Genomic DNA, 14,501 nt, shown 5'->3' with positions numbered 1-14,501 from the left:
AGGCGGCGTCCGCAGCGGGCGCCGCCTCTTTGTTATTCCTCGCGCATGGTTTCCCTTTGCGTGATCAGCCGGGCGCTGTGCTGCCGGCTGATATAGATCCACAGCCAGCTCCAGGCGACCGCGATGCGCCAGCGCACGCCGATCAGGAAGTAGATGTGGGCAAGCCCCCACACCCACCAGGCGAGCCATCCCCTCAGCTTCAGCCAGCCGAAATCGATGATCGCAGCACTTTTGCCGATCGTCGCAAGGCTGCCTTGATGGCGATAGTGGAACGGCCCAGGAACGGGTTTGCCGGCCAACTTTGCCTTGATCACCTTGGCGACATAGGCTCCCTGCTGCTTGGCGGCTGGAGCGATCCCCGGCACCGGACTGCCGTCGTCGCGCATGACGGCTGCCGTATCCCCGATCACGAAGACATCACCCTTGCCCGGTGCCCGCAAATCCTTGTCGACCAGGGCACGGCCGGCGCGGTCCGCGGGAATATCCAGCCATTTTGCTGCTGGCGACGCCTCTACGCCGGCCGCCCATACGATGGTGCGGCACGGGACGAAAACCTCGCCGATCGTGACACCCTCGGCCGTGCACGACGTCACCGGCTTGCCGAAGCGCAGGTCGACACCATGCAATTCCAGCTCCCGGCGCGCATAGTCGGAAAGATCCTCCGCGAAAGCGGCCAACACCCGTGGGCCAGCTTCGACGAGAATGATCTTCGCCTTGCTCGTATCGATATTGCGGAATTCCTTCGGCAAGGTCGTCCGCGCCAGTTCCGAGATGATCCCGGCCAGTTCGACACCTGTCGGCCCTGCCCCGACAATGACGAAGGTCAGGAGCGCCTCCCGGACAGCAGGATCCGTTTCCATCTCCGCCTGCTCGAAGGCCAGCAGCAGGCGGCGGCGGATGGTGGTGGCATCCTCGAGCGTCTTCAATCCCGGCGCCACCGGTTCCCATTCGTCATGGCCGAAATAGGCATGAGTGGCACCCGTCGCTAGCACCAGCGTGTCGTAAGGGATCCTCTGTCCATTCTTCAACAGCACTTCATGCGCTGTGCTGTCGACGCCGACGACTTCGGCAAGCAACGTCGTCACTTCCGGCCTGTCCCCGAAGAAATTGCGGATCGGCCAGGCGATTTCCGATGTTGCGAGCAGTGTCGTTGCGACCTGATAGAGAAGCGGCTGAAACAGGTGGTGATTGCGCCGGTCGATCATCGTTATGCGGACGGGCGCGCCTTTCAGATCGTTGACGACCTGCACTCCGCCGAAACCGCCCCCGACAACGACAACACGATGATCCTGCATGGCAACACCTCATGGCTATGTTTCGTCGAAAACGTAGGGTTGAGACGGGTAAGCAGCAACTCTCTTTTATGCATGGCACCCCTGCATAGGCACATTGCCATGAGGATTAGGATGCCTTTGTTGATTGCGCCCGCGCAATGAGATCAAATACCTCACGCACATTTGTGATTCCAAGAAAGCGAGGAACGTCCGACAGCGCAGGGGTCCAGTTGCTCATCTTACCGCGATAGCCGGATGTTGCTCCAGAATCTGGTCCGAAGTTGATCGTCCCTGTTCCGTCACTTTTCTGATCGAGATCCAGATTGGGCAATTGCTGAAGCGAGAGAGTCAGGAGCTTGGAGAACCAACCTTCGCGCGAAATGATGATGCGCCGATCTGTAACCGCATATTGGGTTCTGGCACGAACGAACGCATCGACCAGAAAACGGCCAATAATGAGATACAAGCCTATCAATACGAATGGCACGCCCCAAAGCTTGAAAAAGAATGGCGTGCCCGCCTGCGTTACAACCGTACTTTCCCAAAAAATTGCAAACCCACCCCACATCAACGAGAACGGCACAAGTAAAGCATCGTTCTTGCTGAACATGATTCCTTGCTTCGGGCGACCGGCCCAAAGCATTTTCTCGCCCGGCTGAAAGTAACTCTGAATGTCGGTGTTGCGGTTGACTACATTTCGCACAATAGGTTCCCTCAAGGCATTGGCCGCTGCTGCGATTGCACAAGTTGGAATCTTGCTATTTCCGTGATGTTTCTGTCCAGTGATTTCGCGTCTGAGTACGACTAAGGCGAGCCTACTGCGCATAACCGACGGGAACCGACGTGCCGCCTTTCAGCTCCTCCATTGAGATCGAGGCGGAGACGTCGAAAAGTTCGATCTTGCGCACGAGCATCTTGTAGATAACGTCGTAGTGCTCCACCCGCGGCAGCACGATCTTCAGAATATAGTCGTAGTTGCCGGTAAGCCGGTGCGCCTCGACAATCTCCGGAATATCGCCGATCGCCTTGCGGAATGCCTCAATCCACTCGTCTGCATGATGCGCCGTCTTGATCATCGCATAGACTGTGGTGGGCACACCCATCTTCTCGCGATCGAGCACGACGATGCGCCGCGCGATATGGCCGCTCTCTTCCAGCCGCTGGATACGGCGCGAACAGGCGGAGACCGATAGAGCGACACGATCGGCAAGCTCCGTCACCGAGGTGCCGGCATCGGCTTGCAAAATTTCGAGAATCTTTCGGTCACGTTCGTCAAGCATGTGCGGCACCTTTTCACTATCGCGCCGCCATTTTGCACAAAATGCGACTTAGGCGCAAATTATTGCAGATTAAATTGTCGATCCCACAAAGATTGCAAACACAAGGCGCATGAATAGCAACACTATTGCCCTACTTACGAACAACAAGCGGAGAACAGCCATATGCGCACTATAGGTCTCATCGGCGGCATGAGTTTCGAGAGCTCGGCGGTTTATTATCGCCAGATCAACGAGATGGTTCGCGATCGGCTCGGTGGTCTCTCCTCCGCCGAAGTGCTGATGTACTCCGTCAACTTCGAGGAAATTGTCGCCCTGCAGAAGGCCGGGCGCTGGGATGATGCAGCCGCCCGCCTCGGTGGCGTTGCCCATCGCCTGCAGGCAGCCGGCGCCGAATGCGTGCTCATCTGCACCAACACCATGCATCTGATCGCGCCGGAAGTCGCCTCGCGCATTTCCGTACCGCTCATCCACATCATCGACGAAACCGCCGCAGCCCTGAAGGCTGCAGGACGGGTAAAGCCGCTGCTGCTTGCCACGCGCTATACCATGGAGCACGGCTTCTATGCCGAGCGCATGGCCCAGAACGGCATCTCCATCATGGTCCCCGGCCCCGAAGACCGGACCGTGACGCACGACATCATCTTCAACGAACTTTGCGCCGGCATCATCAAGGCCGAGTCCCGCAGCAAGCTGCATGACATCATCGACCGCGCCAAGGCCGAAGGCGCCGACAGCGTTATCCTCGGCTGCACCGAGATCTGCCTCATCCTCGATCCCAATGCGCTGGTTCTGCCGGGTTTCGATACGACGACGATCCATGCCGAAGCCGCCGTCGACTTCGCTCTTGCGGATGAAAGCGCACGCAGTCGCGCTGCCTAAGTCAATCCATATACTTGACTCAGTCAAATAAATGACGAACATCGTCTTCTATAACCGAGGAGACGATGTCCCATGACCCCCGATGCAGAATTCGCAACCATTGACGCCGTTCGTGACTTCAATCGCTTCTACACAAACTTTCTCGGCGTTCTAAACAAGGCCTATCTCGACAGTCCCTATACGCTGACGGATGTCCGCGTGCTGTTCGAAGTTGGCTTTCGCGGTGGCGTCGCCGCTTCGACGCTGACACGCGAACTGCATCTCGATCCCGCCTATCTCAGCCGCATCGTCAAGCGCTTCCGTGAAGACGGCTTGATCGAAACGAAGCCCGATCCTGACGATGCGCGCAGCCAGGTGATAAATGTCACCGAGAAGGGACAGGTTCAGTTCCAGGAATTCGTCCGCCGCTCCCGCGCCCAGATCTCCGAATATTTCGACAGGCTTGCCATAGGTGAGCCCGAACGTATCGTCGAAGCGATGCGGACGATCCAGGATACCCTCGGCGCAAACCGCGCCTCTCCACCACCAGCCATCATCCGCCCTCACCGGCATGGCGACATCGGCTGGATCGTGCAAAGCCAGGCGCGCTTCTACTGCAGCGAACTCGGCTGGGATCATCGCTTCGAGGCTCTCGCCGCCGAAGTAGCCGGAAAATTCCTGGCCAACTTCAATCCGGAAATGGAGCGGTGCTGGATCGCGGAACGGGGCGGATTGAACGTCGGCTCGATCATGATCGCCGACGGCGGCAACGGCGTCGCCAAGCTTCGGCTTCTCTACGTCGACAAGACTGCGCGCGGCCTTGGTCTCGGCAAACTGCTGGTCGACGAATGCATCCGCTTCTCCCGCGAGGTCAGCTACACCAAGCTCTCGCTCTGGACCAACGACATCCTCGATACTGCACGAGCTATCTACATCAAGGCGGGCTTCAAGCTCGTCGCGGAAGAAAAGCACCACATGTTCGGACCGGAATTGAACGGCCAGACCTGGGAACTCGATCTCTAGAGTTGGGTCTACGCAGACATGGACAAGGCGCAAGTTGAGTTCTAGTCTCGATGCATCCCTGATTTGCATCGAGATATCCACCTATGGCCGACAGCACCGACATCCTGATCCGTCCCATCGCCGGCGAGCACATTGAAGGTTTTCACAAGGCGCTCGACACGGTCGCGCGCGAACGGGAATATCTGTCCATGCTTGAAGCGTTCCCGCTGGAGCAAATCCGCGCTTTCGTGCTCGAAATGATCGCCAAAGGGAACCCGCAATTCGTGGCGCTTGCAAATGGCGAGGTGGTCGGCTGGTGCGACATCAGCCGGCATGCGTTCCCTTCTCATGCCCATGCGGGTCGGCTTGGAATGGGAATCTTACCGGCCTTTCGTGGTCAGGGTATTGGTCGCAGGTTGATTGAGGCAACGCTGAAGGCCGCACGCGACGTCGGCATTGAGCGTGTAGAGCTCAGCGTTCATGCCGATAACAGCCGGGCCATAGCACTCTACGAGAAAGTCGGCTTTGTTCGGGAAGGGCGTGCTTGCAAATCCGTGCGCATAGACGGACGTTACAAAGACGCGATCCATATGGCCGTCATCAATCAATAGCGGCAGCCAAACCGAGTCCTGAACAGTCCGCAGCCGACAACTACTGCGCAAATCATGCTGCCTTGCAAAATTCGCTTGATTTGGAAACGATCATTTCCTAAAAGAGTCGCATGACGACGGATACCATCGAAATCGCCCCCAAGCTTCGCGGCCGCCCGCGGGAATTCGACATGGACGCAGCCCTCGACGAGGCGCTGCGGGTCTTTTCCGAGCGCGGCTATCATGCGGCCTCGATCAGCGAGCTGACGGAGGCCATGGGCCTAACCGCAGGCAGTGTCTACAAGGCCTTCGGCGACAAGCGCGGCATCTTCCTCGCCGCCTTCGATCGCTATCGCCAAGTCCGCCAACCGCTGATCGAGGCGTGTCTTGCCGAAGCTGCCAACGGCCGTGCAAAGCTTTTCGCATTGACGGCCTTCTTTGCTGAATCGTCCTGCGGCGAGATCGGTCGTCGCGGCTGCCTCGTCGTTGGCAGCGCGACTGAACTGGCACTTTTCGACGAAGAAATTGCCGGCCGCGTCGCCACGGCCTTCAATTTGGATGAAAGACGCATCCTCGATCTCATTCGGCTGGGACAGGCGGATGGATCAATATCGCAAGATGTCGACGCCGAAGGCATCGCCTGCGCGATACTGTGTCTTACCAAAGGGATGCGTGTCATCGGAAAGACCGGCCCCAAACCGGAACGCATGCTCGCCGTCGCGGAGGCGGCGATGAAACTGTTGAATTAATTTTCTTGAAATATCCGGGTAAGCCCTCCCAAGAAGCCCCACGCCCGCACCGAGGACAAGACATGTCTGCAACTGCCGCTGCCAGACGGGAGAGCGCGCCGCTCCCCGAAAAGACTATTTCACCGCTGATGACTTTCATGTTCGCCGCCGCCTGCGGGCTAGTGGCAGCCAATATCTATTATGGCCAGCCACTCGCAGGGCCGATCAGCCAATCGCTCGGCTTTTCGCCGGCCGCGACCGGCCTCATCGTGACTTTGACCCAGATCGGCTATGGTCTTGGCCTGCTGCTGATCGTGCCGCTCGGCGATCTGCTTGAGAACCGAAAGCTGGTGCTGATGCTGGTCGCGCTGGCGGCGCTCGCGCTCGTCGGCGCCGCCTTCGCCTGGTCGCCATCGCTGTTCCTGTTGGCTTCGCTCTGCATCGGTCTCGCCTCCGTTTCCGTGCAGGTTCTCGTGCCCTTTGCAGCTCATATGGCGCCGGATGCCAACCGCGGAGCCGTCGTCGGCAATGTCATGAGCGGCCTGCTCTGCGGCATCATGCTGGCTCGTCCGGCAGCCAGCTTCCTCTCCGAACTTTTCTCCTGGCATGCGGTCTACCTCATCTCGGCTGGCATCATGATCGGGCTGATCGTCATTCTGCGCATCGTGCTGCCGACCCGCGTGCCGCATACCAGGCTGCGCTATACCCAGCTGCTGTCTTCCATGGGCCATCTCGCGCTCCATACGCCGGTACTGCAGCGGCGGGCGCTCTATCAGGCGTGCATGTTCGGCTCGTTCAGCCTCTTCTGGACGACGACGCCGCTGCTTCTGGCAGGCCCGGCGTTCGGCCTGACGCAGAATGGTATCGCCCTCTTTGCGCTTGCCGGCGCGGCGGGCGCGATCGCCTCGCCGATTGCTGGACGTGTCGCAGACCGCGGCTGGACGAGGCTTGCCACCGCCTTTGCCATGACGCTCGCTATCCTCGCCTTTCTGATCGGGCACCTCTCAGGCGGCGGATCACTGCTGGCGCTGATCATGCTGACCATCTCCGGCATCATGCTCGATTTCGGCGTACAGACCAATCTTGTGCTCGGCCAGCGCGCCATCTTCGCCCTCAGCGCAGAGCACCGCAGCCGCCTGAATGGCCTCTACATGGCAACCTTCTTTGCCGGAGGCGCCATCGGTTCGGCGCTTGGCGGCTGGGCCTATGCCACCGGCGGCTGGAGCCTTGCCTCGTGGTTCGGCATCGCCTTCCCGGTGATCGCGCTGCTCGCGTTTCTGACCGAACGTAGGGACTGATCAGGATGGCTGCGGCGCAATCGCCCTCAGCCAATCGCTTTCCCGGAGGCCGGCAGCCGCGAAGGGATCAACCAGCGTGCCCGAGACGATCGCCGCCAGGATCTGCGGTGCCGGCGACACTCTGACGATGGTGGCGACCAACCGATCTCGGATCCAGGCCAGTGCAGCCGAATCCGATTGGTAAAATGGGGTGAAGGCGGCCGAAAGCAGCTGGAACAGCCGCACATGCATCCGTCGCGCCCTTGCATAGGCGGCAAGCGCGGCATGCAGGTTCTCATGCTCGGCCAGCGCATGAGCCAGCGCCGCCACATCGAGCAACGCCATGTTGGCGCCCTGCCCGAGCTGAGGACTGGTGGAGTGAGCCGCATCGCCGACAAAAACCGTTCGCCCGCTATAGGGTATTTTCATTGTGCGATGGGCGTAGCGTGCCAGGGTTAGCTGATCCCAATCGCTGATCTGCTCCAGCAATGGCTCGCATTCCGGCCAATAGCCGCGAATCCTGTCCTTCCAGCGATCGAGGCCACGTCTGCGCACCTCATCAGCCTCGGCGACCTTCAGGCTCCAGAACAAGGCAGCCTGCCTCGGCACGTCAGGCCTTCTGCTGCCGATCGGCAGCACGCCGATCATGACGCTCGCCTTGTCGTATCGCTGCGTCAACGCGGCCTGATCCACCAGCCCGTCCGGACAATCCAGCGTCGCCCAGAACGCGCCATAGGCAAGATTGCGCACCGAAGGTGCCACGGATGACGCAGCAACCAGTTCCGACCGCGCGCCGCTGGCATCGATGACGAGATCATAGGGTCCGAGACGATCGCCGCCCTCTATCGAAAGATAGCTGCGGTCGCCCTCCTCCATCACACCCATCACCCTTTTGCCGGTCAGAATCGGATGCTTGCGGGCGGAAACTTCGTCGTAAAGCGTATCGAACAGAGCCGCGCGGTGAACGGCAAGCCCATAACGACCGCCCGAAAGCGCGCTGTAGCGCACATCCAGCACGATGTTGCCACGGGTGTTTTCCGTACCGAACAGCCGGTCGATCCGATTGCCGGCCGCATGAATGGCGGGACCGAGCCCAAGCGATTCCAGCACGGTCAGTCCGGTCGGCTGCAACATCAGCGCCGACCCGACTGGCGCCGGGTTGTCGAAACGCTCGATGATGTCCGTGGCATGACCCGCGCGGGTCAGGAAGAGGGAAGCGGCAAGACCGGCGGGGCCGGCGCCGACAACGGCGATCTTCAGAGGCTTCACGGCAAGGCTCAGTCCGGGGATTGATCGAATTGGGCGCGTGCAGCACGCACCGCCTCGTGATTGGCCTCAGCCCAATTCAGAAGCTGCGCCAGCGGATCGTAAAGCGAATAGCCGAGATCGGTCATGCGATATTCGACACTTGGCGGCTTGGTGGGAAACACCTCGCGGGCGATATAACCGTCGCGCTGCAGGTCACGCAGCGTCTGCGTCAGCATGCGTTGGGAAATATCAGGCACCATGCGTCGCAGTTCACCGAAGCGATAGGGCCGCTTTGCCAGCGTTTCCAGCAGCAGCACCGACCACTTTCCGCCAATCTGCGAGATCAGATCGCGCACAGGACAATTGCCGAAATCCAGATTGCTGAGATCGACATCGCGTAGCGGCGGGTCCACACTGCGCAGATTGACGACGGTACTGGCGCTCATGCTGGTTCCCTTTTGGTAACTTGGAGCCAAAAAACTGCCTCCTTTACACCGTGAAGTCAATTCCTATTCTAGTGCTAGTCTCTTTTTGAGAGCAGCACGGCCCCTGCAAATCCGCAGCGGTCAAACAAGGGAAAAGACAATGAGCAGCACTCTTCTCGTCACCGGCGCCGCCGGGCAGCTTGGCCAGCGCGTCATTCATCACCTGCTGGAGACTTACAAGATCGCGCCCGGCCGGATCATTGCCGCCACACGCAGCCCGGAGAAGCTTGCCGATCTCGCCGCCAAAGGCGTGGTGACCCGCAAAGCGGATTTCGATGATGCCGTCAACCTGCCCACAGCCTTTGCCGGCGTCGACCGACTGCTGATCATCAGCACCGATGCGCTCGCCGTCCCGGGCCTGCGCCTGAAGCAGCAGACGGCTGCCGTCGAGGCTGCCAAGAAGGCCGGCGTGAAGCACATTCTCTACACTTCCATGCCCGCTCCGGAAGACTCGCTCGTCACCTTCGCCCCTGACCACCTCGGCACGGAAAACGCCATCAAAGCCAGCGGCATCGGCTATACGATCCTGCGTGACGCCTGGTATTTCGACAACTATCTGCATGGCCTGCCGCATAGCCTCGAAACCGGCAAGTGGTATACCGCAACCGGCAACGGCCGCGTCAGCAATATCAGCCGCAACGATTGTGCGCTCGCCATCGCCGCAGCACTCGCTTCCGCCACCGCCGACAATGCCACCTATACGCTGACGGGCTCCACTGCCCTGACGATCGAGGACGTGGCAAACGTCGTCAGCAGGATCACCGACCGTCCGCTTGAAGTGGTGCAAGTCAATGACGAGCAGTTCGCCGCAGGTCTCGCCGGCGCCGGCCTGCCGCCATTCGTAGTCGATATGCTCGTTTCCGCCGACGCCAACACCCGCGCTGGCAGATTCGATATCCTGACCCACGATTTCCAAAAGCTGACCGGCAAGGAGCCGCAGACGCTGCGCAGCTTCATCGAGGAGCACAAGGCCGCATTGCTCGGCTGAGCTTGCGGGAGGTCAGGCGAGGTTCTCTTTGCCACACCTTCACGCGTGGCCCCTCACCCCAACCCTCTCCCCGCAAGCGGGGCGAGGGAATTTTCACACCTCACGCATGATCTCCCCAAAAGTGATGCAATCACTTGGCTTACGCAGCCGTGTCTTCTCTCCGCAGTGCGGGGAGAAGGCTTGGATAAAGGGCTAGACTGAGGGCACGGCAAAGATAGTTGCGCCTGACCAGCCGTAGAGAATCGCCTGACAGCCCAGCGAAGGCAAAGCATGGTGCAGTAAGCCTTGTTAACAAGGCACGGAAACAAAGGGCAAAACCGACAATCAAAGCAACGCTTTAGCTCGCCATTGGCGAGTTGTGGCCGATACGGCCTTCATCCGAGACGAAATCACTCGCATGATTGCGCGAATTGAGAATATGCATGCTGCCGCAATCACGGGCAAAAGCATTGAGTAGATGATCAGCATCGTGTTCGCCTTGTTGCAACGATTTCCGTCAGGACATTGCTCCAATCCGTCCATAAAAGCCGTATAACCGGCAAACCCAACGCCAACGGCGTCGATTAGACTCAACAAACAGAGCGCAACAAGAAGAGCTAATTTAACAGCGTTCATCGTACGCAATTCCCCGGTGTCGGACCTACGCCGGCCGCGACGGCGAGCCTCCGCAGCCTGAGGCTGGAAAAGCAAACCATTTCAGCACTCTCCATGCGTGCAAAATGCCTGCGAATAATACTGAAAACAAGAAGCGTTCTGTCGTTGTTTAGACCAGCGACAACAACGACATCGCGTACGTCAAACCAAGAATGTGCGCGCAGTTGCTAGTTCAAACCGTCTGGCCGCAAGCCCGGCGGAAACGGCGCACCGTTTCGGCCATGCCATATTCCAGCGCATCCGCCGTCAGCCCATGGCCGATGGAGGTTTCGGCAAGCTTCGGAATGCGCTTCATGAGATCAGGCAGGTTCGCGACTGTCAGGTCGTGACCGGCATTGACGTCGAGGCCGATGGCAAAGGCAGCATCGGCAGTCTTCCCCAGCGCTTCAAGGGTAATCGCGGCCTTCGCCGGATCATCATAGCAGCCGCCATACGGACCAGTATAAAGCTCGATGCGGTCGGCGCCGACCTCCTTGGCGATCTTCACCGCGTCGGCATCGCCGTCGCCATCCGCAAACAGCGAGACGCGGCAGCCGATCTTCTTGTACTTGGCGACGACATCGGCCAACAGCGCCCGGTTCTTGCGGAAATCCCAGCCGTGATCCGAAGTCGCCTGGGTGGGATCATCCGGCACGAGCGTCACCTGTTCGGGCTCGGCAGCGGCGCAGAGATCGAAGAACTCGTCGGTCGGATAACCCTCGATATTGAACTCCGCCTCCGGAAACTCGTCGTCGATCAGCGCACGGATGGCGGGGAGATCGGAAAAGCGGATATGCCGCTGATCGGGACGCGGATGAACCGTCAAACCGCTGGCGCCGGCGGCAAGCGCGATACGGCCAAGCCCGATAACGCTCGGCCAGGGAAGATCACGCCGATTGCGCAGCATCGCGATGGCATTGAGGTTCACGGAGAGCTTGGCAGGCATGATCGAAATCCCTGATTTTCAAAGCGGATGATATCAGCCGTTTTATGCCATTATGCCTAGCAAAACCAACGAGATTCCGACATCAACCCATGCAAAACTTTGATGGGCGGGCTCGCGCCAAGTCACCATACCGTGACGGCTCCAAGATTAGCTCTAGACGAGAAGTCAGCGGACGATGGTCAGCGTCTCGGCGGCGCGCGTGATGGCCGTGTAGAGCCAGCGCTCGCGGGTATCGCGAAACGCCCAGCTTTCATCGAACAGCACGACATTGTTCCACTGCGAGCCCTGCGCCTTGTGCACGGTCAGCGCGTAACCATAGTCGAATTCGTCGTATCGCTTGCGCGTCGACCATGGGATCTCGCCCTCAACGTCCTCGAAGGCTTGCTTCAGGAGCTTGATCTTGGCCGCGCCCCTGTCCATGTCGTCATCTTCCGGGCGGATCAAAAGGTTGATACCAGGCTTCGTCGTTTCCCTGGAAGAGGTCATGACCTGCCAGAGCGAGCCATTGAGCAGCCCCTTGGCGGGATCGTTGCGCAGGCAGACCAGCTTGTCGCCGGATTGCGGATAGTCGGCCGTAAAGCCTTTCAGCTCGCGCAGACGCTGATTGTAGCGCCGGCGCGTCCTGTTGGTACCGACCAGAACCTGATCGGCCTCCATCACGAGCGGCTGCGTGACCTCGTTCTTCGAGATCACCTGCGCGGCGCCATAATCGCCATGCATGATTTCCTTGCCCTCGCGCACCTGCATGGCGAGCTGGATAATCGGATTATCGCGGGCCTGACGATGAATATCCGTGAGCAGATAATCCGGCTCCTCGTTCGTGAAGAAACCGCCGCCGGAAACCGGCGGGAGCTGCCCCGGATCGCCGAGCACCAGAATCGGCGTGCCGAAGCTCATCAGATCCTTGCCGAGCGCTTCGTCCACCATCGAACATTCGTCGACGATGATCAGCGCGGCCTTGGCGACCGGGCTCTGGCGATTGATGGTGAACATCGGCGCGATCGACGTCTTGCCGGTCTCTTCATCCTCGACGGCCTCTTCGCCGCGCGGCCGATAGATCAGCGAATGGATGGTCTTGGCGTTCGAAGCACCGCGCGAGCGCAGCACCTGCGCCGCCTTGCCGGTAAAGGCCGCGAACAGCACATCCCCATCAACATGCTCGGCAAAATGCCGCGCAAGCGTCGTCTTGCCTGTGCCAGCATAGCCGAACAGGCGGAATAGCGGCGAGCGCCCCTCCTTCAGCCAGTTGGCAACGGCCTTGAGCGCTTCATCTTGTTGCGGCGCGAATTGCATGCGCCGAAATGGCAGGATTCGGCCGATGGAAGCAAGCAGTAAAAAATACCCGGCGAGCTGGGAATAAAGTCGGAGGCACCTGTGTCTCATGTCCGGCAACGCAAAAATGCGAGGCCTGGGCTACCATCGCCCACCACCCGAGGAGAGATATCATGAAGACCTTGTGTTTCCTGGCCGCCCTCGCTGCGGCATCGGCCCTTGCGACAGCCGCCTTCGCCGCAGCCCCCGTCAAGACGGTCGAAAGCGCCAAGGGCAAGGTCCTTGCCGGCGAAAACGGCAAGACGCTCTATACCTTCAAGAACGACAAGGCTGGCACGTCCAATTGTAACGGCGATTGCGAGAAAGCCTGGCCTCCGTTCATGGCCGATGGCAAAGCCAAGGCCGAGGGTGCATATTCTATCATTACCCGCAAGGACGGGATGAAACAGTGGGCAAAGGACGGGATGCCGCTCTACTTCTTCGTCAAGGACGCAAAGTCCGGTGATGTCGCCGGCGACGGCTTCAAGGGCCTCTGGAATGCCGCACGGCCCTGACCGGACCGAAAACGGCGCGGCGGGAGCCTCCCCCGCGCCCTATGATTTCGAGGCGGAGGTGCTGGCGCTCCTTCCCTCGTTGCGGCGCTATTCCCGCAGCCTCACCCGCTCGGATACCGATGGCGAAGACCTGCTCCAGGATTGCGTTGAAAAGGTTCTGACCCGCCGCAGCCAATGGCGCGGGCTGAACTTGCGCGGCTGGGTCCTCACCATCATGACCAATCTCTATCGCAACGGCCGGCGCCAGCAAGGCGGCCGCAGTTTCGTCGATATCGATGACAACAGCCATCTGGCCGCGGCTGAAACAGACAATGACCCGTTGCAACGGTCACGCCTGGAAACGGCGCTCAACAGCCTCGGCGAAGACTATCGCGCCGTGCTGATGCTCATCGTTATCGAAGGTTACAGCTATCAGGATGTCGCGGACATGCTCGATATCCCGATCGGCACAGTCATGTCGCGCCTGTCGCGCGCCCGCCAGAAGATGACCAGCCTGCTGGCCGCAGGCAACGTTGTCACGCTTCGGAGACCCAAATGAACGAACACAAACCGATCGTGACCGAAGCGGATCTTCACGCCTTTGCCGATGGCCTCCTGCCGCCGGAAAAGCATGAGGAACTGGAAATGTGGCTCACCGAGAATCCTGAGGACGCCGCCGCCATTACGGCTTGGCGTACCCAGAACGACGAAATCCGGGCGATGTTCGCTCCCTATGCCGTGTGGAAGGACAGCGACACCAACCTGATTTCGAGAATCCGGAGCACGCCTTCCGCACAAGCGCTCCCACCGCAGCGAAGCCGCAGGCTGATGATGCTTGCCGCCTCGCTGACGCTCTTCATCGCCGGCGCAGCGACAGGCCATTTCGGCCCGGATCTCCTGGCACCGCGCGAATTGCAACTGACATCGATCGAAGCCCTACCGCAGCAGGCGCGCTCGGCCTTCATCGTCTATGCCAGCGATGTCCGCCATCCCGTCGAAGTCGGCGCCGATCAGGAAGCGCATCTCGCCACATGGCTCGGCAAGCGCATGAACGTGGCCGGCCTCAAGGTGCCGAGCCTGCAGAAGCTGGGCTTCCAACTTGTCGGCGGCCGACTGCTGCCGATCAACGGCACGCCTGGAGCCCTGTTCATGTATGAAAATGCCAGCGGCCAGCGCCTGACCGTGCTGCTAGGGCGCAACAGCGGCAACACGACGACCAGCTTCCGTTTCGCCAGCGACAATGCCGTCGAAACCTTCTACTGGATCGACGGCAACCTCGGCTATGCAGTGACAGGTGAGATTTCACGCGACATGCTGCGGCAGGTGGCGGACGAATGCTACAGGCAATTTTCGTCCTAGCTTGCCCTCAGCAGTAAAGCCACCCTCG

The 14,501-nt window shown here is 59.9% G+C and carries 17 protein-coding genes; 9 read left to right on the top strand and 8 right to left on the bottom strand.

All coding sequences use genetic code 11. From position 1 onward, the window contains the following. Positions 1–32: 32 nt before the first annotated feature. From QD461_RS08385 to QD461_RS08375, 3 genes are all read right to left on the bottom strand, one after another. Positions 33–1,295 carry an NAD(P)/FAD-dependent oxidoreductase gene (locus QD461_RS08385; protein WP_414087312.1) on the bottom strand — a complete coding sequence of 421 codons (1,263 nt, stop codon included), beginning with the start codon at positions 1,293–1,295 and terminating at the stop codon, positions 33–35. 106 nt (positions 1,296–1,401) lie between these two features. Next, a complete protein-coding gene (locus tag QD461_RS08380) occupies positions 1,402–1,977 on the bottom strand; it encodes a PH domain-containing protein (RefSeq protein WP_414087311.1) in 576 nt (191 codons plus the stop codon). 112 nt (positions 1,978–2,089) lie between these two features. After that, positions 2,090–2,554 carry an Lrp/AsnC family transcriptional regulator gene (locus QD461_RS08375; protein ID WP_199145839.1) on the bottom strand — a complete coding sequence of 155 codons (465 nt, stop codon included), beginning with the start codon at positions 2,552–2,554 and terminating at the stop codon, positions 2,090–2,092. Between the two features lie 162 nt (positions 2,555–2,716). Here QD461_RS08375 and QD461_RS08370 point away from each other — a divergent pair, with 162 nt between their 5' ends. From QD461_RS08370 to QD461_RS08350, 5 genes are all read left to right on the top strand, one after another. Continuing rightward, positions 2,717–3,433 (top strand): aspartate/glutamate racemase family protein, encoded by a 717-nt coding sequence (locus QD461_RS08370; protein ID WP_414087310.1) that lies wholly within the window; start codon positions 2,717–2,719, stop codon positions 3,431–3,433. 72 nt (positions 3,434–3,505) lie between these two features. Continuing rightward, a complete protein-coding gene (locus tag QD461_RS08365) occupies positions 3,506–4,435 on the top strand; it encodes a GNAT family N-acetyltransferase (RefSeq protein WP_414087309.1) in 930 nt (309 codons plus the stop codon). Positions 4,436–4,518: 83 nt separating this feature from the next. Beyond that, the gene (locus QD461_RS08360; protein ID WP_414087308.1) at positions 4,519–5,025 is read left to right on the top strand and encodes an N-acetyltransferase family protein; all 507 of its coding nucleotides are present in this window, start codon (positions 4,519–4,521) and stop codon (positions 5,023–5,025) included. Between the two features lie 110 nt (positions 5,026–5,135). Then, complete coding sequence (locus QD461_RS08355; RefSeq protein ID WP_414087307.1) at positions 5,136–5,753, top strand: TetR/AcrR family transcriptional regulator; 618 nt, start codon at positions 5,136–5,138, stop codon at positions 5,751–5,753. A 62-nt stretch (positions 5,754–5,815) separates the two neighbouring features. Continuing rightward, on the top strand, positions 5,816–7,030 hold the full coding sequence (locus QD461_RS08350) for an MFS transporter (RefSeq protein ID WP_414087306.1): 1,215 nt from the start codon (positions 5,816–5,818) through the stop codon (positions 7,028–7,030). Here QD461_RS08350 and QD461_RS08345 read toward each other — a convergent pair whose 3' ends face one another. Beyond that, a complete protein-coding gene (locus QD461_RS08345) occupies positions 7,031–8,278 on the bottom strand; it encodes an FAD-dependent oxidoreductase (protein WP_414087305.1) in 1,248 nt (415 codons plus the stop codon). A gap of 8 nt (positions 8,279–8,286) precedes the next feature. Beyond that, complete coding sequence (locus QD461_RS08340) at positions 8,287–8,703, bottom strand: winged helix-turn-helix transcriptional regulator (protein WP_414087304.1); 417 nt, start codon at positions 8,701–8,703, stop codon at positions 8,287–8,289. A gap of 139 nt (positions 8,704–8,842) precedes the next feature. On the opposite strand from QD461_RS08340, the gene QD461_RS08335 reads away from it, so the two are divergent. Further along, entirely contained in the window at positions 8,843–9,730 is an 888-nt protein-coding gene (locus QD461_RS08335; protein ID WP_414087303.1) for an SDR family oxidoreductase, read from the top strand. Between the two features lie 324 nt (positions 9,731–10,054). Here QD461_RS08335 and QD461_RS08330 read toward each other — a convergent pair whose 3' ends face one another. The 3 genes from QD461_RS08330 to QD461_RS08320 all read right to left on the bottom strand — a co-directional run bounded on the left by QD461_RS08330 (position 10,055) and on the right by QD461_RS08320 (position 12,602). Next, a complete protein-coding gene (locus QD461_RS08330; protein ID WP_414087302.1) occupies positions 10,055–10,345 on the bottom strand; it encodes a hypothetical protein in 291 nt (96 codons plus the stop codon). A gap of 211 nt (positions 10,346–10,556) precedes the next feature. Further along, positions 10,557–11,309, bottom strand: coding sequence for a pyridoxine 5'-phosphate synthase (locus tag QD461_RS08325; RefSeq protein WP_414087301.1), 753 nt, complete (start codon positions 11,307–11,309; stop codon positions 10,557–10,559). Between the two features lie 165 nt (positions 11,310–11,474). Beyond that, a complete protein-coding gene (locus QD461_RS08320; RefSeq protein WP_414087300.1) occupies positions 11,475–12,602 on the bottom strand; it encodes an ATP-dependent DNA helicase in 1,128 nt (375 codons plus the stop codon). 152 nt (positions 12,603–12,754) lie between these two features. On the opposite strand from QD461_RS08320, the gene QD461_RS08315 reads away from it, so the two are divergent. Genes QD461_RS08315 through QD461_RS08305 form a run of 3 tightly spaced genes read left to right on the top strand, consistent with a single transcriptional unit; the run spans position 12,755 to position 14,473 of the window. Next, positions 12,755–13,135 carry a hypothetical protein gene (locus tag QD461_RS08315; RefSeq protein WP_414087299.1) on the top strand — a complete coding sequence of 127 codons (381 nt, stop codon included), beginning with the start codon at positions 12,755–12,757 and terminating at the stop codon, positions 13,133–13,135. Beyond that, positions 13,119–13,673: an RNA polymerase sigma factor gene (locus QD461_RS08310; protein ID WP_414087298.1), complete on the top strand. Its 555-nt coding sequence runs from the start codon at positions 13,119–13,121 to the stop codon at positions 13,671–13,673. The genes QD461_RS08315 and QD461_RS08310 overlap by 17 nt, the downstream gene beginning before the upstream one ends. Continuing rightward, positions 13,670–14,473: an anti-sigma factor family protein gene (locus tag QD461_RS08305; RefSeq protein WP_414087297.1), complete on the top strand. Its 804-nt coding sequence runs from the start codon at positions 13,670–13,672 to the stop codon at positions 14,471–14,473. The genes QD461_RS08310 and QD461_RS08305 overlap by 4 nt, the downstream gene beginning before the upstream one ends. Positions 14,474–14,501 lie beyond the last annotated feature (28 nt).

Origin of the sequence: Rhizobium sp. BR 314, from assembly GCF_047445805.1 — a bacterium.
Classification (GTDB): domain Bacteria; phylum Pseudomonadota; class Alphaproteobacteria; order Rhizobiales; family Rhizobiaceae; genus Rhizobium; species Rhizobium lusitanum_B.
This window is presented reverse-complemented; position numbering and strand designations above follow the sequence as displayed.